Source organism: Streptomyces sp. MCA2 (assembly GCF_023544705.1).
Classification (GTDB): domain Bacteria; phylum Actinomycetota; class Actinomycetes; order Streptomycetales; family Streptomycetaceae; genus Streptomyces; species Streptomyces decoyicus.
The window spans coordinates 17,855-43,742 of the sequence record NZ_JAMJFM010000003.1 but is presented as its reverse complement, the minus strand read 5'-3'; the positions used below and the strand labels follow the sequence as shown (position 1 = coordinate 43,742).

At 68.6% G+C, this 25,888-nt stretch carries 25 protein-coding genes; 6 read left to right on the top strand and 19 right to left on the bottom strand.

Annotated features, from left to right (window positions below):
• Positions 1–8: 8 nt before the first annotated feature.
• The 5 genes from M8I34_RS03430 to M8I34_RS03410 form a co-directional block, all read right to left on the bottom strand.
• Positions 9–1,439 (bottom strand): DUF2079 domain-containing protein, encoded by a 1,431-nt coding sequence (locus M8I34_RS03430; RefSeq protein ID WP_250047815.1) that lies wholly within the window; start codon positions 1,437–1,439, stop codon positions 9–11.
• A gap of 449 nt (positions 1,440–1,888) precedes the next feature.
• Entirely contained in the window at positions 1,889–2,752 is an 864-nt protein-coding gene (locus M8I34_RS03425; protein WP_250047814.1) for an ABC transporter permease, read from the bottom strand.
• Positions 2,712–3,653, bottom strand: a complete 942-nt coding sequence (locus M8I34_RS03420) for an ABC transporter ATP-binding protein (protein ID WP_250047970.1) — start codon at positions 3,651–3,653, stop codon at positions 2,712–2,714. Before M8I34_RS03420 ends, M8I34_RS03425 begins: the two co-directional genes overlap by 41 nt.
• Before the next feature lie 887 nt (positions 3,654–4,540).
• Positions 4,541–6,103 (bottom strand): PTS ascorbate transporter subunit IIC, encoded by a 1,563-nt coding sequence (locus tag M8I34_RS03415; RefSeq protein ID WP_250047813.1) that lies wholly within the window; start codon positions 6,101–6,103, stop codon positions 4,541–4,543.
• Between the two features lie 410 nt (positions 6,104–6,513).
• Positions 6,514–7,344 carry a PTS sugar transporter subunit IIA gene (locus tag M8I34_RS03410; RefSeq protein WP_250047812.1) on the bottom strand — a complete coding sequence of 277 codons (831 nt, stop codon included), beginning with the start codon at positions 7,342–7,344 and terminating at the stop codon, positions 6,514–6,516.
• Between the two features lie 461 nt (positions 7,345–7,805).
• On the opposite strand from M8I34_RS03410, the gene M8I34_RS03405 reads away from it, so the two are divergent.
• Positions 7,806–8,657, top strand: coding sequence for a hypothetical protein (locus M8I34_RS03405; RefSeq protein ID WP_250047811.1), 852 nt, complete (start codon positions 7,806–7,808; stop codon positions 8,655–8,657).
• 84 nt (positions 8,658–8,741) lie between these two features.
• Positions 8,742–9,275 carry a hypothetical protein gene (locus tag M8I34_RS03400; RefSeq protein ID WP_250047810.1) on the top strand — a complete coding sequence of 178 codons (534 nt, stop codon included), beginning with the start codon at positions 8,742–8,744 and terminating at the stop codon, positions 9,273–9,275.
• A gap of 153 nt (positions 9,276–9,428) precedes the next feature.
• On the opposite strand, the gene M8I34_RS03395 is transcribed toward M8I34_RS03400, so the two are convergent.
• Both M8I34_RS03395 and M8I34_RS03390 read right to left on the bottom strand, forming a co-directional pair.
• Positions 9,429–10,631 (bottom strand): PP2C family protein-serine/threonine phosphatase, encoded by a 1,203-nt coding sequence (locus M8I34_RS03395; protein WP_250047809.1) that lies wholly within the window; start codon positions 10,629–10,631, stop codon positions 9,429–9,431.
• Between the two features lie 122 nt (positions 10,632–10,753).
• Complete coding sequence (locus tag M8I34_RS03390; RefSeq protein WP_250047969.1) at positions 10,754–11,698, bottom strand: LysR family transcriptional regulator; 945 nt, start codon at positions 11,696–11,698, stop codon at positions 10,754–10,756.
• Between the two features lie 83 nt (positions 11,699–11,781).
• Between M8I34_RS03390 and M8I34_RS03385 the strand changes: the two genes are divergently transcribed.
• Positions 11,782–12,747: a DMT family transporter gene (locus M8I34_RS03385; RefSeq protein ID WP_250047808.1), complete on the top strand. Its 966-nt coding sequence runs from the start codon at positions 11,782–11,784 to the stop codon at positions 12,745–12,747.
• 73 nt (positions 12,748–12,820) lie between these two features.
• On the opposite strand, the gene gntA is transcribed toward M8I34_RS03385, so the two are convergent.
• On the bottom strand, positions 12,821–13,657 hold the full coding sequence (gntA, locus tag M8I34_RS03380; protein WP_250047807.1) for a guanitoxin biosynthesis heme-dependent pre-guanitoxin N-hydroxylase GntA: 837 nt from the start codon (positions 13,655–13,657) through the stop codon (positions 12,821–12,823).
• A 300-nt stretch (positions 13,658–13,957) separates the two neighbouring features.
• Between gntA and M8I34_RS03375 the strand changes: the two genes are divergently transcribed.
• Positions 13,958–14,629, top strand: a complete 672-nt coding sequence (locus tag M8I34_RS03375) for a DNA alkylation repair protein (RefSeq protein ID WP_250047806.1) — start codon at positions 13,958–13,960, stop codon at positions 14,627–14,629.
• Positions 14,630–14,735: 106 nt separating this feature from the next.
• Here the strand turns inward: M8I34_RS03375 and M8I34_RS03370 are convergent, their stop codons facing one another.
• From M8I34_RS03370 to M8I34_RS03355, 4 genes are all read right to left on the bottom strand, one after another.
• Positions 14,736–15,101 (bottom strand): peptidase inhibitor family I36 protein, encoded by a 366-nt coding sequence (locus M8I34_RS03370; protein ID WP_250047805.1) that lies wholly within the window; start codon positions 15,099–15,101, stop codon positions 14,736–14,738.
• A 394-nt stretch (positions 15,102–15,495) separates the two neighbouring features.
• The gene (locus M8I34_RS03365) at positions 15,496–16,194 is read right to left on the bottom strand and encodes a class I SAM-dependent methyltransferase (RefSeq protein WP_250047804.1); all 699 of its coding nucleotides are present in this window, start codon (positions 16,192–16,194) and stop codon (positions 15,496–15,498) included.
• Positions 16,195–17,169: 975 nt separating this feature from the next.
• A complete protein-coding gene (locus M8I34_RS03360; RefSeq protein WP_250047803.1) occupies positions 17,170–17,433 on the bottom strand; it encodes a DUF5133 domain-containing protein in 264 nt (87 codons plus the stop codon).
• Positions 17,434–17,672: 239 nt separating this feature from the next.
• Positions 17,673–18,533, bottom strand: coding sequence for an RNA polymerase sigma factor SigF (locus M8I34_RS03355; RefSeq protein WP_250047802.1), 861 nt, complete (start codon positions 18,531–18,533; stop codon positions 17,673–17,675).
• Positions 18,534–18,833: 300 nt separating this feature from the next.
• On the opposite strand from M8I34_RS03355, the gene M8I34_RS03350 reads away from it, so the two are divergent.
• A complete protein-coding gene (locus M8I34_RS03350) occupies positions 18,834–19,004 on the top strand; it encodes a hypothetical protein (protein ID WP_030076893.1) in 171 nt (56 codons plus the stop codon).
• A 197-nt stretch (positions 19,005–19,201) separates the two neighbouring features.
• Here the strand turns inward: M8I34_RS03350 and M8I34_RS03345 are convergent, their stop codons facing one another.
• Positions 19,202–20,104: a SigB/SigF/SigG family RNA polymerase sigma factor gene (locus tag M8I34_RS03345; protein WP_250047801.1), complete on the bottom strand. Its 903-nt coding sequence runs from the start codon at positions 20,102–20,104 to the stop codon at positions 19,202–19,204.
• Between the two features lie 336 nt (positions 20,105–20,440).
• Here M8I34_RS03345 and M8I34_RS03340 point away from each other — a divergent pair, with 336 nt between their 5' ends.
• Entirely contained in the window at positions 20,441–20,767 is a 327-nt protein-coding gene (locus M8I34_RS03340) for an STAS domain-containing protein (RefSeq protein WP_250047800.1), read from the top strand.
• Between the two features lie 107 nt (positions 20,768–20,874).
• On the opposite strand, the gene M8I34_RS03335 is transcribed toward M8I34_RS03340, so the two are convergent.
• From M8I34_RS03335 to M8I34_RS03310, 6 genes are all read right to left on the bottom strand, one after another.
• Complete coding sequence (locus M8I34_RS03335; protein WP_250047799.1) at positions 20,875–21,423, bottom strand: DUF892 family protein; 549 nt, start codon at positions 21,421–21,423, stop codon at positions 20,875–20,877.
• Between the two features lie 179 nt (positions 21,424–21,602).
• Positions 21,603–23,447, bottom strand: a complete 1,845-nt coding sequence (locus M8I34_RS03330; protein ID WP_250047798.1) for a glycoside hydrolase family 15 protein — start codon at positions 23,445–23,447, stop codon at positions 21,603–21,605.
• Positions 23,444–23,671: a DUF6458 family protein gene (locus M8I34_RS03325; RefSeq protein WP_030076910.1), complete on the bottom strand. Its 228-nt coding sequence runs from the start codon at positions 23,669–23,671 to the stop codon at positions 23,444–23,446. The genes M8I34_RS03330 and M8I34_RS03325 overlap by 4 nt, the downstream gene beginning before the upstream one ends.
• Positions 23,672–23,806: 135 nt before the next feature.
• On the bottom strand, positions 23,807–24,175 hold the full coding sequence (locus M8I34_RS03320; RefSeq protein WP_244418281.1) for an ATP-binding protein: 369 nt from the start codon (positions 24,173–24,175) through the stop codon (positions 23,807–23,809).
• A gap of 263 nt (positions 24,176–24,438) precedes the next feature.
• Positions 24,439–24,828 carry an ATP-binding protein gene (locus tag M8I34_RS03315; RefSeq protein ID WP_250047797.1) on the bottom strand — a complete coding sequence of 130 codons (390 nt, stop codon included), beginning with the start codon at positions 24,826–24,828 and terminating at the stop codon, positions 24,439–24,441.
• A 242-nt stretch (positions 24,829–25,070) separates the two neighbouring features.
• A complete protein-coding gene (locus tag M8I34_RS03310) occupies positions 25,071–25,424 on the bottom strand; it encodes a PRC-barrel domain containing protein (protein WP_250047796.1) in 354 nt (117 codons plus the stop codon).
• Positions 25,425–25,888: the final 464 nt, after the last annotated feature.

Sequence of the window (25,888 nt, the reverse complement as noted above, 5' to 3'; positions counted from 1 at the left end):
CGCGGACGTTACGGCCTGCGCAGAAGGGTGATGCCGTCCTCCTCGGCGACCTGGACGTAGCCGTGGGCGCGGTAGAGACGCAGCATGCGGTGGGTCAGGTCCACCGGACAGGGGGTTTTGACGGTCGGGTCGTGGCGGTCCGAGACCACCCAGCGCGGCGGATCGGCGGGGAGTGCGGTCGGTGCGGCGGGGTCGGGGCCGGTGCCGAAACAGACCAGGCTGACGGTGACACGTCCGGTCAGCATCGGGGCCAGCCGGTTCGAGGAGGCGACGGTGTCCCCGTCGGGAATACGGGCCAGCAGGCGCTCCGCCGTACGGACATGGGCCGGGGTCCGCCAGGCCGAGGGGAGGACCAGGTCGTGGAGCGGATAGACCGCGGCCGTGACCACGGTGAAGGCGGCGGAGAACGCCAGGATCTTCCGGCGTCTGCGGGGCGGCACCACATCCGGCCGCCGGTGGAGCACATCGATGAGCCCGGCGAATACGATCGGCATCAGGATCGCGTTGTAATGGAAATTCGGCTGCCAGTAGTGCTCGTTGCCGGCCAGCAGTCGCCACGCGAGGGTGGGCACGCACAGCAGCGTCAGCGGGGAGCGCAGGCCGAAGAATGCGGTGGGTGCGGCCAGCATGAACAGCAGCAGCCATTTCATCGGCGGCCAGAGCAGGTGCAACCCGGCGGACGCGAGGCCGGCGAGGCCGCCGGACGGCGATGCCTCACCCGGCATTTGATGCCAGTAGTCGAAACCGCCGCGGGGATTCATTGCGGGCAGCAGAACGAGAATCTCCACCGCCGTGCCCAACACGCCGAGGAGAGCGACCGCGATGCCGAGCAGGAACGGGAATCCTCGCCGCGCCGTGGGGTGTTGGCGGCGCTCGCGTAGTCCCTGCCAGGCGATATAGCCACCGATTGCGGCAAGGGTGAGTCCCAGGTCCTCTTTCACCAAAAGCAGCGGGAGCGCCCAGGCGGTCGCCGCCCACCAGCGCCGCTGACCGAGCGCGGTGACGCTGAAAGCGAGAAGCGGTACCGCGAAACAGATTTCATGGAAGTCCTTGGTGACTCCCGCGGCGAGGCCCCACGAGGCGCCCAGCCCGCAGCCCACCGCCAGGCCGGTGAGCGGTCCGACGGCCCGGTGCGCCCAGCGGGTGAGCGGGAGACAGGCCAGCGCCATCAGCGCGGCCTGCACCACGAGCAGCGTGACGGCACTGGGGAAGACCCGGTAAATGGGGGCGATGAGCGCCAGGATGGGGTGGAAGTGGTCTCCGAGGAGAGGGAAACCCGGGCCCTTGAGCTCCACGATCGGAGCCTGGCCGTGCGCGTAGGCACGGATCGCCTGCTCGAATATTCCCAGGTCGTACCCGGCATTGAGCATGCGGTCGTTCCGAAGAACGGACACCACGGTGTACACCACAAAAAATACCGCGGTCAGGGTCCAGCCCATGGCTCGTGGGCCAGGCAGGCGCTTCCTGAACGCGGCGGCAAAATCCGATACATGACGGTCCGAGGGTATTCGGCTGAACCACGTTCCCCGTATCCGCTCCACCGTTTCCACTTTCGCACCAACCGTCATCGACTCGTGACTCGGAAAATCAACACGCTGTACTGCTCCGGCGGAGAGACGGAAGGCGGCCGGGCAAGCAGACCTTCCGACGGCCTTCCCCATGCCTACTGGCCGGATACGGGCCGGATGCGGGCCGAATAGCGGCCGAATTCACTCCCGCCCCTGCCTGTCCGGACGGCGATACGACCGCAGGAACACATCTCGCGTGAGTGTAACGCCGGGCCTTGGAAGGTGAGTTCCTGGAAGGTGAGCCCAGAGACGACGGCAGTACGCGCTTATCCGTGCGCAGTCAGAACGGGGCGACGTGCCGCGTCCGGGATGACGTGGTGTCAGCGGGCGAGGCGGCCCAGGAGTGAGGAGGCCGCGACGATGCCCAGTGCGGCGGCCACCGCCAGGACGATGAAGTCCAGTACCAGATGGGCGTGGGTGCCCAGGAGAAGGCCGCGGAGGGCATCGACCTGGTAGCTCAGGGGGTTGATCCTGCTGACCGTCTGGAGCCAGCCGGGCATGATCGCCACCGGGTAGAGCGCGTTGGAGGCGAAGAAGAGCGGCATGGTGATGGCCTGACCGATGCCCATCAGGCGGTCGCGGGTGAGCACGATCCCGGCGATCGTCATGGACAGACAGGAGAAGAAGGCCGAGCCGAGGATCACGGCGACGCCGACGCCGAGCAGCCGTAGCGGGTTCCAGGTCATGGCCACGCCGAGCAGCGCAGCGATGACGATCACCACGACGGCCTGGATCAGCGCTTTCACCCCGGAGGCGAAGGCCTTGCCGGTGATCAGGGCGGAGCGCGGGGTCGGCGTGACGAGCAGCTTGGTGAGGATCCCGGCGTCCCGTTCCCAGATGATCATGATGCCGTAGAAGATCGCGATGAACATGGCGGACTGGGCGATGATGCCGGGCGCCAGATAGTCGATGTACGGGGTACCGCCGGTCGGGATGGCCTTGATACGGGTGAAGGTCTCGCCGAAGACCAGGAGCCACAGGGCGGGCTGGACGGCGCGGGTGTAGAGCTCGGTCCGGTCGTGGCGCAGCTTTTGCAGTTCGACCACGCACATCGCGACGACTCTGGCGGGCAGCACCCGCCAGCCTGTGCGGGCGCGCGGCGGAACCAGCAGCAGGTCCAGTTGGCCGGGGCCGGTGGCCGGGTCAGCCGACTCGGTTTGCGGTGCGGCGGGTGCTTCGGACATCGCGGAAGTCTCCTGACTGCTCGTCGAGGCCGCTGCCGGCGACGTCCCGGAAAACGTCCTCCAGCGTCGGCACCGCGTCGGACGAGGGCGATGGGGCCGATGAGGGAGAGGAGGAGGTGGAGAGGGCGGAGGCCGATGAGGGGGCGGCAGCCTGTTCGGGGGTGGGGGTGGCTGAGGTGCCGGGGACCGGGGGCGGGGCGGGCGAGGTCAGGGCCGCGCGGCGGCGGGCGCGCAGGGCGGACCGGAGTTCGTCGGGGGTGCCCAGGGCGCGGATCCGGCCGCGGTGCATCAGGGCGAGGCGGTCGCAGTACTGGTCGGCCTCGTCCATGTAGTGCGTGGTCACCAGCACGGTCATGCCGGTGGCGGCCCGTACGGCATTGATGTGTTCCCAGACACTGGTGCGGGCGATCGGGTCGAGGCCGATCGTCGGCTCGTCGAGCATCAGCAGGCGGGGCGCGCTGACCAGCGCCTGGGCGAGTTCGAGGCGGCGGATCATGCCGCCGGAGTACGTCCCGGCGAGGCGCCCGGCCGCGTCGGTGAGGCCGACCGCCTCCAGTGCCTGGTTGACACGTGCGGCGCGCTCGCGACGGGCGACGTCGAAGACCCGGGCGAACAGAGTGACGTTCTCGCGGCCGGTCAGTCCGGCGTCCGCGGACAGCTGCTGCGGCACATATCCCAGCAGCCGGCGCACCGCCATCCGCTCCTTCGCCGCGTCGTGCCCGAAGACCCGCACCATGCCGGCCGGGACGGGCAGGAGGGTGGTGATACAGCGGATCGCGGTGGTCTTGCCCGCCCCGTTGGGGCCGAGCAGGCCGAAGACCTCGCCGGGGCGGACGGAGAGATCGACGCCGTCCACGGCCCTGGTCTCACCGAAGGCGTAGCGCAGGGCCCGGCAGGTCACGGCGTCGGGGGCGGTCGCGTCCGGGCCGGGGACGCTCGTGTGGGGGCCGGGAGCGGTCACGTCCGGGCCAGGGACGCTCGCCTGTGGGCAGGGAGCGGTCGCGTAGGGGCCGGAAGCGGTCACGTCCGTACCGGTGGCCTCCGCACCAGTGGCGTCCGTACCGGTGGCGTCCGGGACCGGGGCATCCGGTGTGGGCGGACCGCCCGTCGGCCCGGCGGCGGGGCCGGGCGCCCGCCGCGGCCTTCCTTCATCGTCGGTGGTCATGCGCCCGCCGCCTCCTCGTGCAGGGTGTGGGCACGCCCGTGCAGCGCCGGAAGCGCCCTGTCGGCCTCGGGCCGGCGCACGGCCTGGAGCGGTGGTCGTCGGGTGCGATCTCGCGGCGCGGAGCCCCGGCCCGGCCGAACTGGCCGAGCAGGGTGGAGACCGCAGGGCCCGTGGGACGGCGCTCCCTCGCGCCCACGGGGCAGCGCCTCCTCTTGCCCGCCAGACCACCCTCCCTCTCGGCCGCCAAGCCACCCTCCCTCTCGGCCGCCGGACCACGCTCACTCTCGCCCTCGGGACAGCGCTCTCGCGCCGCGGCCGACACCCGGAACCCGGGCGGCCGGACCGTGACCGCCGGGAGGAGTTCCCCCTCGGCGCCGCGCGGCCGTTGAGCGGTCAGGTCGGACCGCAGCCGGCGGCGGATCAGCCGCTGGACATCTGCCGGCGCCTCGGCCGACGAGTCGGGGAACTCCCCTACAGCCATGGTCCGATTTTAGTTCTGAGCGAGAGGTAGCGGCCGGGACGCGCGCGGCACGGGGCATCCGAACGGCCCAGCCGGAAGCCGAGCCGTACGGGCCCTACGAGCGGTGCGCACGGGGGACTCGCGCCCGTGCGCACCGACCGGCTCAGCTCCCCGCGGGAGGCGGTGGCGGGGTCGGCGCCCCGGTCGGCGGCGCGATCTTCGCGTGGCCCCGGGTCGGCGCCGGGTCCGTGCCGGATGCCGCCGCGGCCGTGCGCGGCAGGAAGGCATCGCGACGGGCGCCCGGGTCCCAGCCGGTGTCCACGACCCGCTTCTGGAAGAGGATCGCGCCGCCCAGGAGCACGGCGCCGAGGGCCAGCATCAGGATGCTCCCGCCGGTGGCGCCCGCCTTGGCGGCGTTGCCGAGCAGGGTGCCGAACCACCCGAAGTCGGCGTCGCCGAACGTGGTGTTCTCCTTGCCGAACGCACCGAGCACCTTGAGCAGCAGCGCGGGCAGGAACGTGATCAGCACACCGTTCAGGAAGGCGCCGACGACCGCACCGCGGCGGCCGCCGGTGGCATTGCCGTAGACACCGGCCGCGCCGCCCGTGAAGAAGTGCGGTACCAGCCCCGGCAGGACCAGCGCGAGGCCGAGCGCCGGGTGGCCCACCCAGGTGAGCAGGGCGAGGCTGACCAGGCCGCCGACGAAGCTGGCGAGAAAGCCGATGAGCACGGCGTTCTGCGCGTACGGGAAGACGATCGGGGCGTCGAGGGACGGCACCGCGCCCGGTACGAGCTTGCCGGCGATGCCCTGGAACGCCGGGACCAGTTCGCCCAGGATCGTACGGACGCCGAAGAGGATCACCGCTACCGCGATGCCGAACTGTAGGCCCTGCATGACGGACTGCATGACGTAGTTGCCTAGGTCCCCGGCCGCGCTGCCGCCGTCGGCCGCGAACGCCTTGAACGCCGTCGTCCGGCCGGCCCGGGCCAGATAGACCAGCGACATGGTGACGTAGATCAGCACCATGGACAGCGCCGTGGCGACCATCGAGTCCCGCAGAAAACGCAGGCCCTCGGGCAGCTTCATGTCCTCGGTGCTGCGGCTGCGCTTGCCGACGAGTTGCCCGGTGGCGCCCGCGACGATGTACCCGGCGGTGCCGAAGTGGCCGATGGCGATGCTGTTGTTTCCGGTGACGCGCTTGGTCCACGGATGCGCAAAGGCCGGCATCGCCACCAGCAGAATGCCCAGCAGCAGTCCGCCGACGACCACCACACTCACCGAGGACCGGCCGGAGGTCGCCAGGACCATGGTCAGCAGGGTGGCCATGAAGAGCATGTGATGGCCGGTGAGGAAGACGTACCGCAGTGGTGTGAAGCGGGCCAGCAGCAGGGCGACCGCAAAGCCGAGGATCATCAGCCAGGCGACTCGGGCGCCGAACTGCGCCTGGGCGATGCCGACGATTGCCTCGTTGGTCGGGATCACACCGTGCGCACCGGTCGCGCCCTGGATCATGCCGCCCAGCGGGGCGAGGGAGCTGACCACCAGCCCCGCTCCGGCGCCGATCAGCAGAAAGCCGAGCGTCGCCTTGATGGCACCGCCGACCACTTGACCTGCGGTCTTCCTCAGCGCGATCAGGCCCGCCGCCGTGATCAGGCCGATCAGATACGCGGGTTGGCTGAGGATCTCGTTCACGAGAAACGTGGCGAGGGATATGAGCCAGTCCATGGTGGCTGTCCGTCCTCCCGGCTCTGCCGCTGGGATGGGGCGTGGTGGGTGTCAGGCGTCGTATGTCGGGCGTTGTACGTCAGGCGCGGCGCGTCAGACGTTGCATGCCAGACGTGGTGTGTCAGGTGTTGTATGCCAGGTGTGGCGTGTCAGGTGTGGCATGTCACCTGTGATCAGTCGGCGTGGCCGGTCCGGCGTCGTAGTTCGGATGCGGTAGTTCAGGTGCCGTGGTTCAGGTGCCGTATGGCGGGCGTGCGTTCCGGTGCCGTGCCTCGGCCTTCGCGTCCCGGGCGGCATCGGTCAGACGTCGTATCTCGGGGGCCATCCATGAGCGGCCGGTCACGGGAGCCAAGGTGAGCGGCCGGACTCGGACGCCGCCCGCGCACGTCGGCCGCCCTCGGACGCCACGCTCAGACGTCATAGGTGTCGCGGAGTATGCGGTCGACCTCGGGGCCGCTGGTGAAGTCCTCGACGACCTTCACCGGTACACCGATCTCGCCCAGCGTCCTGGCGATCTCCCGGGAGGTGAGGATCGCGACGGCCTCCGACGCCTTGCCCTTGGCCGAGATGGTGTCGGTCGCCTCCACCGTCACATGGCGGGACCAGCCCCAGCGGTCGAGCACCTGAACCAGCGTGTTCTTCAGGAACAGGCTCGTGCCCACGCCATTGCCGCACACGGTAAGGATCTTGTGTACAGCCTTCTCGGATACGGGCTGAGCGTTCCCGGCCCGCCGCTCGTCTCCGGCCTGCTCACCTACGGTCTCCTCCTGCCCCCGGTCATCGCGCTCCCCGTCCGGCCCGGCGAGCACCGCAAGCAGCGCCTCCGCGTCCGCTGCATCCTGAAGGGCCTGTGTCGTCGCCGGGTCGGCGAGCAGCTGAGCGAGTGCGGCCATCGCCGCCGTGTGCGCCCCGGAGTCCTCCGCGGCGAGTCCCACGACCAGATGCACCGGGTCGTTCGACTCATGGCCGAATTCCACCGGTTGTTCCAGGCGGACCCAGGACATTCCGGTGCGGAGCACGGCGGGCGACGGACGGGCATGGGCGAAGGCGAAGCCGGGTGCGATGACGAGGTACGGCCCGTTCTCCTCGACATTGCGGATCATCTCCGCGGTGTAGTCGTCAGTGGTGGCGCCCGTCTCCACCAACAGCCCGCCCGCCGCACGTATCGCTTCCTGCCAGTCCGCCACCCGGACGTCGAGGCGTACGGCCGCCTTGGGGAGAAGATCATTCAGCGCTGCCATGGCAGGGGACTCTACATACGCGCAGGTGACCGGCGCACGGGTGCGGAAGCAGGAATTCCGAGGGATTTCCCGGAACTGGCGCTCCGCCCAACGGCCTTGACAGTCACCGGTGGGCGGAGAAGCCTCATCGTTTCGGCAGTTGCCGGATGTCGGGGGATACCGGGGGAATCGGGGGACTCATCGTGAGGTACACCTCTGCGCGCACAACGGACGAGACAGCGACGATCACGGACGGAACACCGGCGGACGACACGAGCCGCACCGCCACCACCACACACCTGACGCACGTGACACACCTGACCCAACAGACCCAACCGCCTCGACAGACCAGACCGACTCGACAGACCCGGCGGACCCGGCGGACCCGCAGCGGAGGCCGAGCCGCCGCCCTCGGCTCAGCGGCCCTCGCTCTCGTACTGCCGCTGGCGGCCTGTTCGTCGGATGGGGAGAGAGGCGGTCCGGTGGGCGGCTCCAGCAGTTCGTCGGCCGGTTCGGCGCCGTCGCCGAGCCCGACACCGACCGTCGACCCGGCCACCTACCGCCACGCGCTCACCGGCACCCTCGGACCGCTCGACAGCGCACTGCGCGCGGTCGACCGCGCGCACGAAGGCGGTTCGCTGAACAAGGCGCTGGACACGGCGGCGACCAAGGCCGATACGGCCGCGATGACTCTGCGATCCCTCGCCACACCGGACAACGCCATCACCGGGAACAGTCAACTCGCCACTGCCTTGAGGCAGTTGGGCCAGGATCTCAAGAGCGCTCGCGGCACCGGCGGCCGCTGCGCCACCTCGCCACGCGTCGAACTCGGTACGGCCCGAGGCCCGCAGAGCGTCAAGGAGGCCGGGCGCGCGCTCACCGCCCTCGGTTACGACGCCTCCATGCGGCTGCCGCGTACGGAGCAGGCCAAGCACCGACGGCTGGGGAACGGTGCCTTCGTCCGCGACGGCAGCCGGGGCGGTCTGGGGCGGCTCACCGTCCGGAACGGCACCGGCACCGATGCGGTGGTGACGCTGACCCGCGGCACACGGACGGCGTTCTCCCTATACGTGCGCACGGGATCCAACGCCACCGTCCGCAGCGTCAACAGCGGCTCCTACACGGTGTACTTCACCACCGGTGAGGACTGGAACGGCGCGAAGGGCTCGTTCACCCGCCAGTGCAGCTTCGAGAAGTTCGACGACACGGCGAACTTCCGGACGGTGCGGGTGGCGGGCGGGACGCAGTACACGGTGCTGACGTTCACCCTGAACAAGGTCATCGGCGGCAATGCGTCCACGAGTACGGTGCCGCCGGGCGACTTCCCGTCGTAGTGGCGGTCGAGACGGCCGGCCGCCACTACGACGGGAAGCCGCCCGGCGGCCGGTGCGTCGGGGCGGCTCGGTAGGGTGCGGCGGGTGGGCGACAGCACGTGGTGGACTCTGGCGATCGCGGCGGTGACCGGCGGTACGGCGGTCCTCGCCAGTTGGGTCACCAGCCGCGGCAGCGCCCGGGCCGCCAGAATTCAGGCCGAGACCGCCGCACGCTCACAGCGCGCCGAACGACTACGGGAGAGCCGGCGCACCGCCTACCTGGACCTGATCGAACAGACCCACCGGATGGGCGAGTTGTTCTGGGAGATCTCCGCCACGCTCCGGCTGCCCGGCTCCGCCGCCCGTACCACCGCACTCGGCGAACTGCGGGACCGTGAGGTCGCCGAGTACGCGAAGATCCGTCGCTGCGCACGGGTCGTCGAGCTGGAGGGCCCGGCCGCGGCGGCCGCCGCGGCACTCGCCCTCCAGAAGGCGACCCGCCCCTTCTACGCGGCCCTCATCGCCGACCCGTCCGGCGACGCCGACCGCCGCGACGCGTTCGATGCCGCTTACGGCCCCTTCTGGGCGGCGCTGGAGGACTTCGTGGACGCGGCACGCGAGGCCCACCAGAGCGACTGAGCCCTCCGAGCGGCCGCGCGCTACGGATGCTCTCGCGGTCCGCCGGTGGTCCGCCACACCCCGCCCGGCACACAGTCCGTATCCCACCGTCCGTCCTCCGTCCTCACCCCTCCCCCTCGCTCCTCGCCCCTCCCCCTTCGTCCTCCGACTCCGCTACGGCAGCTCACCGTCGTCGTACGGCGCGAGGGCGAGGATGGCGACGTCGTCGTGGAAGACACGGGTGTGGCGGGGCAGGTCGGTGTTGAGGAAGTCGATGACGTCGTCGGGGCCGGGGTCGCACCCGTCGGAGAAGCGGTGGCGGAGGCGGTCGAGCAGCGGGTAGAAGGCGCCGGCGTGGTCGCGGGCCTCGATCAGGCCGTCGGTGCAGAGGAGAAGGACGTCGCCCGGGTGGAAGCGGTGCGTGTAGGCGACGGGGAACTCCTTGGCAAGGGGGCCCAGGCCGAGGGGAAGGGCGGGCGGCCCGGTCAGGGCCGTCACCTCACCGCGGGAGATCAGAACCGGCTCGATGTGCCCCTGGTTGACGATCGTGACCCGGTGGGCCGGGGCGTCGTACTCGATCAGGACGGCGGTGACGAACAGCTCGTCGTCGGGGAGCGCTTCGGCCTCGCGGACCAGGCGCCGTTCCATACGGGCGGCGACGGCGGGCAGGCCCCCGGGGTCGTAGACGGCCTCGCGGAAGCTGCCGAGGATGTCGGCGACCGTGCGGACAGCCTGAAGCCCCTTGCCACGGACGTCGCCGATGATGGCGCGCTCACCGTACGGGGTCGCGCGGATGTCGTAGAGGTCGCCGCCGACCATGGTGCCGACCTCGCCGGACCGGTAGAGACCGGCGGCGAGTGTCCGTCCGACCCGGTGCGGCACCGGCCGCAGCAGGGTACGCATCAGGGCCTCGGCCAGCGAGTTGGCACGCACCAGATGCTGCTCCTGGCGCCGCCGGTGGGCAGCCAGCGCCACGCCGAGGATGCCGACCAGGCCGGTGGCGATATAGGCGGCGACATGGTGCGTCTCCCACAACTGGTGCAGGTTGTGGCCGGTGCAGCACGGCGTCCCGGCCACCACCCCTTCCAGCACGATCGCACAGACCGTGAAGGCCGCGACACCGACCGGGCCGAGGGCGTATGCCGCGATCACCGGCAGGGCAATGAGCAGAAAGCTGACCGCCCACGGTGTGGGGGCGAGGGTTTCCAGCAGCATGACGAAGGCGACATAGGCGACCGGCAGCCAGCGCATCCACGCGGGAGTACGGGGCACCACGAAGCCACTGCTGTCGGCGATCTCCGCGAGCTTCCCGGCCCTGCGGCCCGGCCGGCGGTCACGACCGGTCCACGGGAAGATCCGCTCACCCCACCTGTCCACACGGGCTCCTGACGCGACCGTGATCAAGAAGCCACAGCCTGACGCGGCCAGACAGCCCAACCCGGCCATTACGCCGTCGGCGGCATGTCCCCCGCCGTCAGGCCGGGTGGCGGCGCCTGCGGCTACCGGGCCGTCCGGCTTCCGGTCTCCGGAGGCTCTCCTTCGTCCGGGCGGATATCGCCGCGGTCCTGCCGGTGCGCCTCGATCGCGGCGACGCAGGCACGTACCGGCGGGCTCTGGGCGCGTGTGAGCCAGGCGGCCCGGATGTCGCGGCGCAGAGCCGGACGGGTGGCCAGGAACCGTACGCCGGGCGGGGCGGGGTGGCGGGACATCGCGGGGACGAGGGAGGCGGTGAGATTCCGGGCGACCAGGGAGAGTTGCGTGAGGTGCTCGGCGAGGAGGTAGCGGATGTCGGGCTCGACGCCACGGGCACGCAGCGCCTGGACGAGGGCTTCGTGCGGCGCGGTGCCCGGTGGGCAGCAGGCCCACGCCGTGCCCGTGAGGTCGGCCAGGTCGACGGTTTCACGGTCGCTGAGCGGATGCCGCTCGGACAGCGCGACGTAGACGTCCTCGCTGACCAGGGTCCGCAGCGTCACGCCCTCGGGGACGGAGACCGGGCGATTGGCCCAGCTCTCGATCAGCAGCAGGTCGAGTTCGCCGTTGAGCAGCTGAGGCACCAGGTCGACGGCCTCCCCGTCGACCACCGCCGGGGTGAGCCGGGGGTGGTCGGCGGTGAGGTCGGCCAGTGCGTCGGGCAGCAGGGTACGGACGGCACTGCCCACGCCGCCGATCCGCAGCGGGCCCAGCACCTCGTCGCCCAGGTCGGCCAGGTCGCTCTGGGCGGTGGCGAGTTGGGCGAGCAGCCGGTCGGCGTGCCCGGCCAGGACCCGGCCGGCGTGGGTGAGGCGGACGCTGCGGCCCTGCGGTTCCAGGAGACGGTGCCCGGCCTCCCGCTCCAGCTTGGCGAGTTGCTGCGACACCCCTGAGGCGGTCATGTGCAACGTACGGGCGGCCTGGGCGATCGATCCATGGTCGGCCACCGCGGCCAGGGCGCGAAGTCTTTCCATACTGAACACACAACGGATGCTACCGAGTAGTGGCATTCAATCAACGCTTTTTGTTATGGATCTCGCCAGGCACAGTGGCTTCCATGACGAGGGATGAGAAGAGTGTGTCCGTACGGCCGCCCGACGGAAATGAGGGGCGGCGGACGGGCGGCGGTACGGTCCATCCGGTCGTGGCGGCCGTCGCGGGGTCCGCCTGTATCTCGGCCTCGGCCGTGTTCGTGAAGCTGTCGGGGGCGAACGCGGGGACGGCGGCGTTTCTGCGTTGTGTGCTGGCCCTGTTCGTGCTGGTGCCGCTCGCCGTGCGGGAGTGCCGCAGGGTCGGGGCCCGGCCGCTGCGCTACCGGATGATGGACATCGGGGCCGGGGTGCTCCTCGGCGTCGACATGGTGTTCTGGGCGGCCGCCGTCCTCACCGTCGGCGCCTCGGTCGCCACGGTTCTGCTGAACATCCAGGTCGTGTTCTTCCCGCTGCTCGCACGGCTGGTGTCGGGCACCGGGCTGTCCGGGCGCTTTGTGCTGATGACTCCGTTGATGCTGGCGGGTGTCGCGCTCGCGAGCGGCGCGATCGGGCATCCGCAGCCCGGCAGCAATCCGGTCGCCGGGGTGACGTTCGGGACGGCGGCGGGTGTGGCGTACGCGGGCTATCTGTTCCTGATGCGGCTCGGCGGCGGCCGGGAGCACACCGTCTCACCGGTGTGCATATCGACCGCCGCGGCCGCCGTGACGGCTGCGGTGATGGGCGGCCTGTGGACGGGCATCGACCTCAACCAGGGCTGGGACGCCTGGGGTTGGCTGATCGCCCTGGCTCTTGTCGGCCAGGTCCTGGCCTGGCTGCTGATCACCACCGCCCTGCCCGCCCTGGCCCCGAACGTCGGTGCCGCGCTGTTGTTGCTCCAGCCGGTCATGGCATTCGGCCTGGGCGTCGCCATCGGCGAACGCCCCGCGCCGGCCCAGGCCTGCGGCTGCGCTCTGGTGATCGCGGCCGTTTGGTACAACAGCCGGACTCCCAGGCCCTCAGGTGGTCTTCACAAAAAGCACCCCGCCCCATGACCCGATAAGACCACGGCATCGTGACCGAACGAGGACTCTCTGCGGACTCACCGCACAAGGACTCTGTGCTTGCTCACCGCTTGTGCTGGAGGAGTCCCTCGGTGAAATCCTCGGTAGCCGGTTCGTGCCGTGAGATGTAGGGGCACTTCCAGTCTTCTTCCGTGAAACGGCCCGAGAAGTGCCGCGCGGGCTCCTCGTACTCGTACTCGGTGAAACTCGGATTGACGGAGCCGTTGTTCTTGGCCTCACGTCTGCGAATCGCGCCCTGCATCGAGTAGAAATTCTCGCCGAGGTGCATGAACTGCGCGAGCGAATTGAAGGCGATCGCCGACGTCGTGAAGCGGCGGCTCGCCCGGGAGGAGCCCGGGTGCATGCCCACGATGAAGAACGCATGCCCGCCCGTGTGGAATCCGAAGTTGGGCCGGCCTGGATCGGAGGACGCACCCGCGTCCAGGCCGTATGTCCGGCTGTCGATGTCATGCATGTATTGCAGGTGCTGCCAGATGAGCTCCTCGTAGGTGCGCTCATCCACCGTTCCGGGCTCGTCGAACGTCGCGACGAAGGTACGGAAGCTCTGGGCGGACAGCAGGGGACGCACGGTATCGACGTAGTCGACGAGGTCGCGGTGGTTTTCCTCCGCCGACGCCTCGTCGCCCATTCTTCGATAGTGCCGATGCGTGATGGCCTGGCGTTTCAGTGCGGCACGGGCGCCCAGGCAGCTGAACTCCCGGGTTTGAATGAATCCCTCCAGTTCGGCACGTATCGCAGTGTCGCGTTCATGCATGACGTCGTGTTCATGCATGGCGTCGCGTTCACCTATCGCGCCGTGCTCACTCGTCATGCCGTGCTCACTCATCGCGCCGTGTTCATTCTTCGTGCCACGTTCCTTCTTCGTGTCATGTTCATTCATCCTGAGACCTTGGCTGGATTCGGCGGTTGACCCCACGACAGTGCGGGGTCCCCGGATCCCTCGACAAGCCATAAATCGGTCTAAGAGTTCGTCTCGTGTGGCAAGTCGGACTGGAGTGGTTCCGCACCGGCGCCGGCAAGATCCCGGTCTCGGCGAGGGGGTGTCGAGGTGTCGAGGCCTGCTGCACATGCGTGAAGCCGCGGCCTTTCGTGTCGGCCGCTGCCGTCGCACCGTCGTGTACGACAGGAGGCCGGCTTCCGTCATAGGCTGAAACTCGCACGTGAGGGACAGGAGGCTGAGATGGCAGAGACGGCGTTGGCCCAGGTCATGGCCGAGCTGGCCGAGCTTGAGGACCCGAAGACACGCGAGGTGAACGAGAGACACGGTGACGATCACGGTGTGAACCTCAGCAAGCTGCGTGCGCTCGCGAAGCGGCTCAAAACGCAGCAGGAACTCGCGGGTCAGCTCTGGAAGACGGACGACACCGCGGCAAGGCTGCTGGCAATCCTGATCTGCCGCCCGAAGGCGTTCGAGCGTGACGAGCTGGACGCCATGTTGCGCGAGGCCCGCACGCCCAAGGTGCACGACTGGCTCGTGAACTATGTGGTGAAGAAGAACCCCCACTCCGAAGAGCTGCGCCTGGCCTGGTCCGCCGATCCGGACCCAGTGGTCGCGAGTGCCGGCTGGGCGCTGACCACCGAACGCGTGGCGAAGAAGCCCGACGGCCTCGACCTCACGGCGCTGCTCGATGTCATCGAGGCGGAGATGAAAGACGCCCCGGACCGCTTGCAGTGGGCGATGAACCACTGTCTGGCCCAGATCGGGATCGAGCGCGCCGAGCACCGCACCCGCGCCATCGACATCGGTGAGCGCCTGGAGGTGCTCAAGGACTACCCGACTCCCCCGGGCTGCACGTCTCCGTTCGCGCCCATCTGGATCAACGAGATGGTGCGCCGACAGCACGCTGAGTAGCAGGGCTCGCGCTCACGCTCGTGCCGCTGCGCTGCGTTTGGGGCCGTCCGAGGGCTGCCCGAAGGTCCGCTCTCCCGGCGCACCGCATATCGGTGCGCTCAGCTGCTCAGCAGCGGAAGGCGCTCGACGGCAGAAGTGACCTGATCGGGGGCTGGAAGCCGAACTTCTCGCCGGGGTTCAGCCGGTGCTTGCTGCCCTTGTAGCCGGGCTTGGTCCAAAGGCACCAGTACTCGCTGGTGCGGTTCCACGCCGACCATCCCCCCTGGGGGAGATTCTGCTGCGCCGTGTCGCGGGTGCCCTTCGTATAGGAGGCCCTGGCGCCCTCCTGCTGCCCTCGGGCGTACAGGCAGAAGTGCTCGATGGCGCAGGTGGCGGCGCGATGCTTCGGCGCGGTGAACCCGGCGGGTGCGGTGAGGAGAACGAGGGCGGCCGCGAGGGCGGCGGCCCTGCGGATCATGTTCGCGACAGGCACGGCAGTGGGCTCCCATTCGACGGCGATCTTCCACCAGCATCGTTCCGAAGAAGCAAGGCCGCTGCTATCACCCCCTAGGGCGAATCCGAGGCAGCTGACCTTTACCCACGGCGCCTGCCTGACGGCATGGTGCCCGTCCTCAGGAGTCGAGCTACCAGCTTCGCGTCACCGTCGTCCGCCGTCCGCGCCAGGTGGTCCACTACGTCCATGCCTGGATGATTCCGTGCCGTCCGGGCACGGGGAAGGGCCGGGCTCGGAAACGCGAACGTCCGCCGGTGGGGCAGGAATCCTGCGCTGCCGGCGGACGTCTACAAGGCGATCGCTCCCGCATCAGCGTGCACGGGAGCGAGTCCTGGAGGGGCCTTGGGTGTGAAGGGCCCCTGTTCTGTATGGGCTACGGAAGGGTGAAGAAGATCATCGGGTTGTGGTCGCTGTTGCGTACGGGCTCGTCGAGGCCCAACTCCTTCTTGACCGCGGCCAGCTGCTCCGTCACCTGCGGGGCCTTCGCCGTCGACGGCGTGAAGAACTCGATGTTCTGCTCGGCCAGCCACTTCACGATGACCGAACCTTCGCTGAACGGCTTGGGGCGCCGGCCGTGGAAGACGTCGTGGACGCTGGTGGGCGTGCGCGGCGGGACGGCCGGGAACAGGTTCTCGATGTACCAGTGGGCAAACCGGGAGCCGTGGTCCGCGTCGATGAAGAGGTAGTCCGCCTCGGCGGGGACCTTCTCCGGGTGCTGCTGGATGTCACCCTTGGTGAACGTCCAGCGATCCTCGGAGAGTTCACTCGGAACATTGCGCACCACGTTGTCGACGATGTCGAACGAGTGCAGATGACCGCTCCCGTTGTCACGGAGCGCGCTCAGGATCCACATCGTGGACCAGCCGTAGAACGTACCGACCTCCACCACGATTTCGGGGCGCAGATCACGGAGCAGCAGATACGTCATCTCCGCCTCGTAGTCGTCGAGCTGCGCCTTCATCGACTTGCCCCGGTCCTTGAGGAACTTCCGCTGGGCGTCACGAACCACCCGCAAGTCGTCCTGGTACTTCGCGTACAGGCTGCTGATGTGCTCGACGGTTATGGATTCCATTTTTCCTCCACCGGGATATTGCATAGTGCTGAGAACGGATCTTGGTTCAGGAGAACGACACACTCGGGGGCCGGTGGATCGTCATGCCGCCTTTTGACGAGCGGACCGGGACGCTTGCCCCGCAGGGCGAAGGGCCGGGGACAACGGGCCCGGGGCGGCCCGCAGCGGGGCACCCGGGGCGGGGACCCGGGCCACCGCGGTCTGCCGCGCTCTGCCGGTCCTCCGCGGCGGGTGGCGCAGCCGAAGCGCCGCGCCGCACAGGTCCGTAGGGGAGCTGACGGCGGCGGGCGGGACCGGGGCGTGAGGGGACATCCGGGAGTCGGGCGCACCGGCCGGGCCGACGGGGTGGCCGCCCGGCAGCATCAGTACGGTCGTGGCGTGCGGGTGCCGGGCAGTGGTGGGGCGGGATGGGGAGCCGTGGCGGGGCAGGCGCGGCGACGGGCTACCGGCTCGCGCGGCGACCGATAGCGCGAGGGCTGTAGCGACGACCAGCAGGCCGCCACTCCCCCACCTCGCAGCTCGCATAGCCGCCGTTCCCCTCCACTCCATGCATGACCGAGGACAACGTTAGAGTCCGCGGCCGGGAACCACATCACGCTCAAGAGCCATTCATGCGTAGCTCTCAGGTATGAGGGCACCCCTGGGCAGCACCGGGGGCGTGTCGACACCCGGGCGGCCTGACGGTACCAGCCGACACCCGTTCCAGCGGGCTGTGTTCAGCGTCGGCACCGAGCGAATCGGCCACGCGTCACAGAGTGAGGGCCGTCGGCCGTACCGGGGCCGGTCGCGCGGCACGCCCCCGAGCGGACAGGCACAACAGTCCCGGGAACGCGCATCTGCGGGTCGCCGGCCCGAGAGGAAGAGCGGTCATCAAGCGACTCTGGCAGACCTCGTTATCGTTTCATTATCGCGTTCTTATTGGTGCCTTATCGAGGCGCGCGGGCGGGGGCCTGGAGCGGCCAGCCGCTTCCGGGGCTACGACCGTGGTCGGCCGGGCAGCAGGCCAGCCGGTCGGCCCGCGAGGAGGGAGCCGTTTTTCACGCTGGGGCGGGGGAGTTGGTGGCGGGCGGCGACGAGGGCCGCGTCGACATCGCGGGTTCCGGTGGACACACACAGGGTGTGGGCGACATCGTCCATCCTCCGCCGCACCTCGTCCCTGCCCTGCCGAGCGTGCAGCAACTCCAGCACCTCGTACTCTTCGACAAGTTCCAGCAGCACCGCAGGGTGGGCCCTCAGCATCTTCCGGTTCCTTTCACCAAGCGAAGCGATCAGCGCTGCGGATGCCCGCCGCCCGTCGCCTTACACCTCAGTGGCGCGAATGCGCCGGACGAGCGGGACGCGCGGACGGCCGGAAGGAACGGAAGGAGCAGAAGGAACGGAGCGGGCAGGGCTGGCTTGGTGAGGGCCTGCAAAGGGGAAGGGGGACCCTCATGACGGCTGCTGCTGTGGAACTGTCCCGCGCGGTGCGGGCGGTGGGGTCACCGTTCGGTGAGCATCCCGGCACGGAGCTTGGACAAGGTACGGGTGAGCAGCCGGGAGACGTGCATCTGAGAGACGCCGAGCTCGTCGCCGATTTGCGACTGGGTCATCTCCTGGCCGAAGCGCAGCTCGATGAGGCGCCGTTCGCGTGCGTCGAGCGTGTCGAGCAGCGGAGCCAGCACATGCAGGTCTTCGACGGTCTGGAGAGCCGGGTCGTCCTCGCCCAGGACGTCGACGAGGGTGCGGCGCTGCTCCGACGGGTCCGGGTCGGCGGGGGTGTCGAGCGAGCCGGCGGTGTAGCCGTTGGCGGCGACGATGCCCTCGATGACCTCTTCCTCCGACAGGTCGAGGTGGGCGGCCAGCTCACGGACGGTGGGGTCGCGGTCGAGGGTGGCAGCGAGGTGCTCCTTGGCCTTGGCCAGGTCGCTGCGCAGTTCCTGGAGGCGGCGGGGCACATGGACGGCCCAGCCGGTGTCGCGGAAGAACCGCTTGATCTCCCCGAGGATGTAGGGCACGGCGAAGGTGGAGAACTCCACCTCACGTGAGAGCTCGAACCGGTCGATGGCCTTGATCAGACCGATCGTGCCCACCTGGATGACGTCTTCCATGTCGTCGCCGCGGTTGCGGTAGCGGCGGGCGACATAGCGCACCATCGACATGTTCATCTCGATGAGGGTGTTGCGCGCGTACTGGTACTCGTGGGTGCCTTCGTCGAGGACCTGGAGCCGCTCGAAGAACTGCTTCGACAACTCCTTCGCGTCGCGCGGGGCCACCTTCTGCGGCTGCGTCACCTCCGGCAGCACGGAGTCCGTGTGGGTGTACCGCTGCTCGGTCGTGGTCTCGCTCACGATGGTGGTCATCTCACCTTCCCGCGCGCCCGGCACCTGCGGACGCTGCTACGGCCGCCTACCCGCATCTCACACGGCCATGCGTGGAGGACCGGACGCAGATGCGATCAGGGCTCTGGCCGGTGGGGGTGGGGTGGTGATGCCGCACGGTCGCGGAAACCTTCGGGCGTCTCGAATCCTGGGAGTGTCTCTCCTTTCACGGTGTATTGGGTGGAGTGCTTACCGGCTGCTGGGTGTTCCCCGCTTATCCGGGAAGAAACGTTGTGTGCGAGTCCGGGGCAGGGGCACATGATGGCTCGGAGGTTGATAACTATGGTTCCCCTGCTTCTCGTACTTCTTCTCGCGCTTCTTCTTTTCGGTGCCGGATTCGCCCTCAAGGCGCTCTGGTTCGTCGCAGTGGTCGTCCTCGTTATCTGGGCGCTGGGATTTGTCCTGCGTTCCGCCGGAGCCGGCGGCAAGCGCGGCCGGTGGTATCGCTGGTAGCCCGCCGTAGTCCGCCGTAGTCCGCGGGAAAAGGGGTGGGCCGGACAGCATCCACTGTCCGGCCCACCCCTTTTCCTGGTCCTGTGTCAGCTGAGGCATCATCACCACACCCACGGGCACACGAGAAAGTGCGGCCCGGAGGGCGCGCTGTCCCGCAGGGGACTCACCTCCACCGCAGTGTGCACTCCGGGCCGCTTCTACTCCCCCACGCTGAGCATTCCGCTGCGGAGCTGCTTGATGATGCGGGCGAGCAGGCGCGAGACGTGCATCTGGGACACGCCGAGTACGGCACCGATCTGCGCCTGGGTCATCTCCTGGCCGAAGCGCAGCTGGATGATGAGGCGGTCGCGGTCGCTGAGCAGCTGGAGGAGTGCGGCCAGGGCGCACCGGTCCTCGACGCGCTCGGTGGCGGGGTCCGTCCCGCCGAGCACGTCGGCGAAGGACAGTCCGCCGCCGCCCTGGGCCGTATCGCCGTCGCAGGGCACGTTCAGGGAGACGGCCGTGTAGCCGTTGCCGGCCACGATGCCTTCGATGATCTCCTCTTCCGGAAGCTGAAGGTGCTCGGCCAGCTCCTTGACGGTGGGGTCCCGGTCGAGGAGAGCGGACAGCTGCTCCATCGCCCGGGCCAGGTCGACACGGAGTTCCTGTAGCCGGCGCGGAACGTGAACGGCCCAGCTGGTGTCGCGGAAGAACCGCTTGATCTCACCGAGGATGTGGGGGATGGCGAAGGCCGCGAACTCCGTCCGGCGCGAGCGGTCGAACCGGTCGATGGCCTTGATGAGGCCGATGGTGCCGACTTGGACGATGTCTTCCATCTGGTCGCCGTAGCTTCTGTACCGGGAGGCCACATAGCGCACCAAAGACAGGTTCATCTCGATGAGCGTGTTGCGGGCGTACTGATAGTCGGGGGTGCCTTCGTCGAGTTCCCCGAGTCGTTCGAAGAACAGCGGCGACAGAGCCTTGGCGTCATGGGGAGCTACGTTCCCGGCGTCCTCGATGTGGGGAAGCTGGGTGGAAGATTTTCCGGCGCGCGGTGACGGCCCGCCCGCGGCGGCGCCCTGTGGTTTCGTGTCCGATACGCCCTCGAAAACCGCGTTCATGATTCACCTCCGGAATTCAGGTCGTTTGAGCACGCCCATTGCCCGACGTCACGGCTCCTATGCATGCCTGTCGAACAATCACCCCGCTGCGTGGCGCAGTCGGTGGACATGAGGGGCCATCCGCGAAATTCCGGAATCATTTACGCGGACCATGACCGGCCCAGCGGTACACACCTCGGGAGAGCGCGGACGCGGTTCCGGAGGGGCTTCGATGAACTGACGGAGCGGGGCCCTTCGGGGGAAGGCCTTTGCGTGGCCGAACAGTGAGACTTCCTGGAACCTGTGCCCTGCGCACATGACATGCTGGCGCCCATGTACGTTCATACACCGGCTGTGGTGACTCATGCTGTCGAGGACGAGGTCTTCGTCGTCCGGGTCAGCGGGTCCCTCGATCACGACAGCGCTCCTCTTCTGAAAGAGGCATGTGCGCTGGCGCAGGACTCCGGCGCTCCACGTACCGTCATCGACCTGTCTCTCACCGACTTCGCCGACTCCACCGTGCTGCACGTATTGCTCGCCACGCAGACCGCCCACGACCGGCAGGAGCGCAAGCTGATCGTCGCCGGCCCGCTGCACGACGTCATCCGCCGGCTCTTCGATGTCACCGGCACCACCGAATGCTTCACGCTCGCCGACAACATGCCCCGCGCCCTCGAAGCCTGAGCGCCTCCGTCTCCGCCACCGGCCTGAGCCGGCACGGTGGCGGAGGCGTCATCTCCCATAGCGGGCAGGAACGGCGGGGCCGGAACACTCTGCGCGGCCGGCCGGCGTCAACCGGGCTGCTTGTCCTGCGGAATGCGTTCCAGGAGCCCTCGGAGGTCGTCTGCGTGTTCTTCCTCCTTCGCCAGCAATTCCTCGAATACGCGCCGCGTGGTCGGGTCGCCGTCCCCCAGCCACTTCGCGATTTCGGTGTAGGAGGCGATGGCGACACGTTCGGCCACCAGGTCTTCCTTGATCATGTCGAGGAGGTCGGCGCTGGCGTCGTACTGGGCGTGCGCACGCGATGTCAGCGTGTCGGGGTTGAAGTCGGGCTGCCCACCGAGCTGAACGATGCGCTGCGCCAGTTTGTCGGCGTGCTGTTGCTCCTCCGCCGCGTGCTCCAGGAACTCGGCGGCGACCGGTTCCGAATAGATCCCGGATGCCGTGTAGTAGTGCCGCTTGTACCGCAGGGTGCACACGATTTCTGTGGCCAGCGCCTCGTTCAGCACCTGGAGGACGCGCGTCAGATCGGCGCCGTACGCCTCGGTGACCGGTCCTTTGTCCATCTCGCGGCGGGCGCGCTCGCGGAGGGTTTCGACGTCGGTAAGAAAGTCAGCCACGGTCTTCCTGCCCTTCGGTTCTCTTAGGCTGGACAGCGCTTCGCTCGGGAGCCGTGCTCTTATGGCAGGTTCCGAGGAGACGGCAGCAAGTATGCCCATAACCGGTCCGACGGCCGGTGTCATTCCGTCGGCAGCGAGGTGTGTTTTCCCGCCGCGGCGGTACGGCGGAGGCCTAAGGCTCAGCCCATGAAACCGTCCAGGCTTGTGGCCGCACTGATCAGCGCGAGATGGGTGAACGCCTGCGGGAAATTCCCCAGGTGTTCGCCCGTCATCCCTATCTGCTCCGCATACAGACCGAGGTGGTTGGCGTAGGTGAACATCTTCTCCAGTGCCACCCTGGCCTCGTCGACCTGGCCGGTGCGGGCAAGTGCCTCGACCCACCAGAACGAGCAGATCGAAAAGGTCCCCTCGGTGCCGTCCAGACCGTCGGGCGACACTTTCGGGTCGTAGCGGAACACCAGGCTGTCCGTGACGAGATTCTCGCCGATCGCCTTCACGGTGGAGCGGAATCTCGGATCCTCCGGCGACAGGAACTTGACCATCGGGAGCACCAGGAGCGAGGCATCCAGAATGCTCTCCGGGGGCTGCTCCGCGTCGCCGCTGAGGCGTTGGACAAAGGTCTGGTCCTGCGCGCTCCAGCCTTGGTCCATGATCTGGTGATAGATCCTGTCGCGTTCCGCCATCCAGCGGCCCAGATCACCCGGCAGGCCGCGTTGGCGGGCCATTCTGATCATGCGCTCCACCGCTACCCAGCACATAACCCGCGAATAGGTGTGGCGCTGCTGACCACCGCGGGTCTCCCAGATGCCCGCGTCAGGGCTGTCCCAGTGCTCCAGGAGCCAGTCGAGAATGGCGCACAGGTCCCTCCAGCTCTCGTGCGAAATGCCGGCGCCGTGCTTGTTGAAAAGGTAGACGGAGTCGAAGAGTTCGCCGTAGATATCGAGCTGGAGCTGATCGGCGGCGCCATTCCCCACCCGGACCGGGGCGGACCCCCGGTAGCCCTCCCAGTGGTCGAGGATCTGCTCGGGCAGCTCGTCATGGCCGTCGATGGAGTACAGCACCCGCAGCGGGCCGCGGTCACCGTCGTGTGCACCAGGAAGGCAGTCGGTCAGCCAGCTGATGAAGGCCTGCGCCTCGCGGGTGAAGCCCAGGCGCAGCAGAGCGTGGAGGGAGAAGGCCGCGTCGCGAATCCAGACGTAGCGATAGTCCCAGTTCCGTTCACCGCCGAGCTGTTCGGGAAGTCCCATGGTCGGTGCGGCGACAATGGCGCCCGTGGGCTCATGGGTCAGCAGTTTGAGGGTCAGCGCCGAGCGGTGCACCATTTCGCGCCAGCGGCCGGTGTAGGTGGACTGGCTCAGCCACTCGCGCCAAAACCGTACGGTGGAACAGAACAGCTCCTCGGCGGCCTCCGCGTCGACCAGATCGACGGACGGCTCGGCGCAGGACGGTGTGGTGGACTCCAGCACGAAGAGCACCGACTGGCCCTCTGTCAGGTCGAATTCACCGACGGCGTCCTGACCATCGGCCCGCAGGGTCACGCTGGCCTGGAGCGAGAGTTCCAGTGCATCGCTGGCGAACCGCACACCGTGCGGCTGGGGTTCCACTTTGTGCGGGTCCCGGCCGTAGTTCATCCGTGGGGCGATGACCGTCCGGAGACGCGCGCCGCCCCGTACGCTGACGACCCGCCGGACCAGACGTTGCCGGTGATGACGGTCTCCCTCTGCCCGTATCGGCATGAAGTCCTGGATCTCGACGATGCCGTTCCCGGTCAGCATCCGCGTCATGAGGATGTTGGTGTCGGGAAAGTAGTACTGCTGCCGTTTGGCCACGTCCCCGACGGGGCTGAGGTGCCAGTGTCCGCCGTTCCGCGCATCGAGCAGCGATCCGAAAATGCTGGGTGAGTCGAATCGCGGGGCGCAGAACCAGTTGATCCGGCCATCGGTCCCGACCAGCGCGGCGGTCCGCAGATCACCGATCAACCCGTGTTCGGCAATGGGGAGATAGCCCGCCGGTGCGTCGTTCACCGGTAGGTACGCGTCTCCTCGACGTCGACCACCGGAGCCCCGGGAGCCGGCGGCTGGACACGGCGGCGCTTGAGGATGCTCACATAGGCCGCCAGGCCGATCACTCCTACGGCCATCATGATGAGCCCGACCACGTCGAGATTGACGCTGGACAGCTGCCAGTCCACCGCGAACGTCAAAATGGCGCCCACCGCAATAAGCCCGATGCATCCGCCGATACCCATGATCACCCTCGCTTTCTGGTGGGGGAAACCTGCTGAACTCGCGTATGCCCCGGCGGAGCACGTTCATGAGTCGAGACGCCTCGGCATGACGGGGAGCGCGCCGCCGAGTTCAGGTGACCGCCGCGCCTCCGCGGCTCACGGCGACAGGGACGGGCCGGCAGTGCAGAGAGGCAACGTCACACGGATGGTTTTGCCGGTCAGGGTCATGGTGATGTCGACGGTGCGGGCGAGCCGTTGTATGAGGGGCCAGCCGTAGCCGCCCGTGGCGTCGGGGTTCCGAGGGGCTGTGGTGGGGCGGCGCTCGCTCGCGTCCTCGACCGCCAGTTCCAGACACCCCTCGACGATCTGCGCGGTGAACCCGGTGAGCCCGCCGCCGTGCCGCTGGGCGTTGGTGACCAGCTCCGTGGTCACCAGGAGGGCATCGACGAGGGCCAGGTCATCGACCTGGCTGCCGGTCCCGTGCAGCAAGTCGTGCACAAAGTTGCGTGCCTCGGCTGCCCTCACAGGTACTCCCCGCATCACACACTTCCACCTCAATGCGCTCGAGCCGTCCTGGCGGCGCTGCATCCCGTGTCCGCCCGCCGGCGGGCATCACCGGCCGGGGCGCTTCTCTCGCGCGGCAGGACGGCAGGACGGCAATACTCTCAGGCCCCTTTGCGGGCGCCACAGCGGGCATGGCTTACGGGACGGCGCGCTGCCGACAAGGGTGAAGCGCCCGGCGTTGTCATACGGAGTTGCCATACGGCGTTGTCATGCCGGCGCGGGCATCAGGCGGCCACGCGGTCGAATGCGAGAGGAACGGTAACGGTAATGGCCTTGCCGCCCGCGGTGGGGACAATGGCCACGCAGGTGGTGAGTTCCTGAACCATCGGCCACCCATATCCGCCGACCGCGAATTTTTCCCGTCCGGCGGCCGTGGACGGCTGATCGGGGCTGTGATCGGCGACGGTCACTTCCAGGAGACCGGCCGCGACCCGGGCGGAGAATCCGGAAATCCCGCCTCCGTGCCGCTGGGCATTGGTGACCAATTCCGAGGTGACCAGCACTGCGTCGATGACGGAGCGTTCCTCGATCCGCGGACGGTGCGCGTCCAGCAGCTCATGGACGAGGGCCCGCGCGTCCGCTGCTTTGTTCACCTGGACCTGCTGCGTGCCCATCACGTCTCTCACCTCACCGCCTGATCCCTCTGCACGCCCTGGAACTCCTCCGCCACCCGCTCGGCAGGCCGCGTAGAAGGTTACTTCTACGAGAAGGTGCTGTGACTGCTTCCCCGGATCCGCGGCTTCACGCCCCAGGTGTCCCGACGCCGCGCGGACGGACGCCCCGGGTCGGCCGCTACCCGGAAGCTTTCGGCGCGCTCACCGCGGCCCCGACCGGCCCCTCCGGCGCCGAGCCTGAATCACACCCGGGGAAATCCACCGAAATATGCCCCGACCTGATGGAAGTAGTCAGCACTGTCCTCGTGCTCGCCGCTCTCGAAGGCGGGCGCGTCCTTGATCTCCTGCCGGGTGCGGCCGACGTAGATCTTCTCCTCCTCCTGGTCGATGCCGGTCACGGTGCCGGCCGGCAGGACGACGCGGCGGCCGAGGATCCAGGGGCCGGTGCCGACGACGAGGTGTGCGGAATCCACCTCATCCGAATGCTTGTCGACCTTGCCGATACTCCCGTCAATGGCTTCGACGCTGTACCCCACAAGGACCGTGCCCGCCCTGTACCCGGAGTCGGGAAGGTATCCCCAGACATTGGCACTCATGCGATATCCCTTCCGTGCGATGCACCATGCGATGCGGCGGCAGGCTTCACCCCGGTCTGCTCCTTCCGATGACAAAGGGGAGGGGACAAGGGGAGCCGTTTCCGTGTGTCGGTCATCCCGACAGTGCTCTGTTGCCCCGGGGTCACTTTCCAAAACGGAGAGCGGCGGCGGGAGCCCGCACCGTCGATTTCTGTTTTCGGGCCGAGGCAGAGGCACAGTCAGAGACAGGGGGAGCGGCTGCCTTCCGGTGGGTGAAACACCGCCCACGGGGACGAGAACGTCCCCGCCCTTCGCGCCGCTCGGAATGCGCAGCTGCCTACCGGGCCGCGGACCGCCTCGTGACGCTCCCAGTTCGGGGCTACCGCCGAAGCAACGCGCCGTAATGGTGCCTCAGTTGGCGCGCGCGCCGCTGCGGGACGGCCGTCGCGGCACACTGCGCTCGACCAAGCGCTGCGCTCCGCGAA

Coding starts and splice junctions, on each gene's coding strand:
- M8I34_RS03430 (WP_250047815.1), bottom strand. CDS start 1,439: ATGGGCTGGACCCTGACCGCGGTATTTTTTGTGGTGTACACCGTGGTG.
- M8I34_RS03425 (WP_250047814.1), bottom strand. CDS start 2,752: ATGTCCGAAGCACCCGCCGCACCGCAAACCGAGTCGGCTGACCCGGCC.
- M8I34_RS03415 (WP_250047813.1), bottom strand. CDS start 6,103: ATGGACTGGCTCATATCCCTCGCCACGTTTCTCGTGAACGAGATCCTC.
- M8I34_RS03410 (WP_250047812.1), bottom strand. CDS start 7,344: ATGGCAGCGCTGAATGATCTTCTCCCCAAGGCGGCCGTACGCCTCGAC.
- M8I34_RS03390 (WP_250047969.1), bottom strand. CDS start 11,698: ATGGAAAGACTTCGCGCCCTGGCCGCGGTGGCCGACCATGGATCGATC.
- M8I34_RS03385 (WP_250047808.1), top strand. CDS start 11,782: ATGACGAGGGATGAGAAGAGTGTGTCCGTACGGCCGCCCGACGGAAAT.
- gntA (WP_250047807.1), bottom strand. CDS start 13,657: ATGAATGAACATGACACGAAGAAGGAACGTGGCACGAAGAATGAACAC.
- M8I34_RS03375 (WP_250047806.1), top strand. CDS start 13,958: ATGGCAGAGACGGCGTTGGCCCAGGTCATGGCCGAGCTGGCCGAGCTT.
- M8I34_RS03365 (WP_250047804.1), bottom strand. CDS start 16,194: ATGGAATCCATAACCGTCGAGCACATCAGCAGCCTGTACGCGAAGTAC.
- M8I34_RS03360 (WP_250047803.1), bottom strand. CDS start 17,433: ATGCTGAGGGCCCACCCTGCGGTGCTGCTGGAACTTGTCGAAGAGTAC.
- M8I34_RS03355 (WP_250047802.1), bottom strand. CDS start 18,533: ATGACCACCATCGTGAGCGAGACCACGACCGAGCAGCGGTACACCCAC.
- M8I34_RS03350 (WP_030076893.1), top strand. CDS start 18,834: ATGGTTCCCCTGCTTCTCGTACTTCTTCTCGCGCTTCTTCTTTTCGGT.
- M8I34_RS03345 (WP_250047801.1), bottom strand. CDS start 20,104: ATGAACGCGGTTTTCGAGGGCGTATCGGACACGAAACCACAGGGCGCC.
- M8I34_RS03325 (WP_030076910.1), bottom strand. CDS start 23,671: ATGGGTATCGGCGGATGCATCGGGCTTATTGCGGTGGGCGCCATTTTG.
- M8I34_RS03315 (WP_250047797.1), bottom strand. CDS start 24,828: ATGGGCACGCAGCAGGTCCAGGTGAACAAAGCAGCGGACGCGCGGGCC.
- M8I34_RS03310 (WP_250047796.1), bottom strand. CDS start 25,424: ATGAGTGCCAATGTCTGGGGATACCTTCCCGACTCCGGGTACAGGGCG.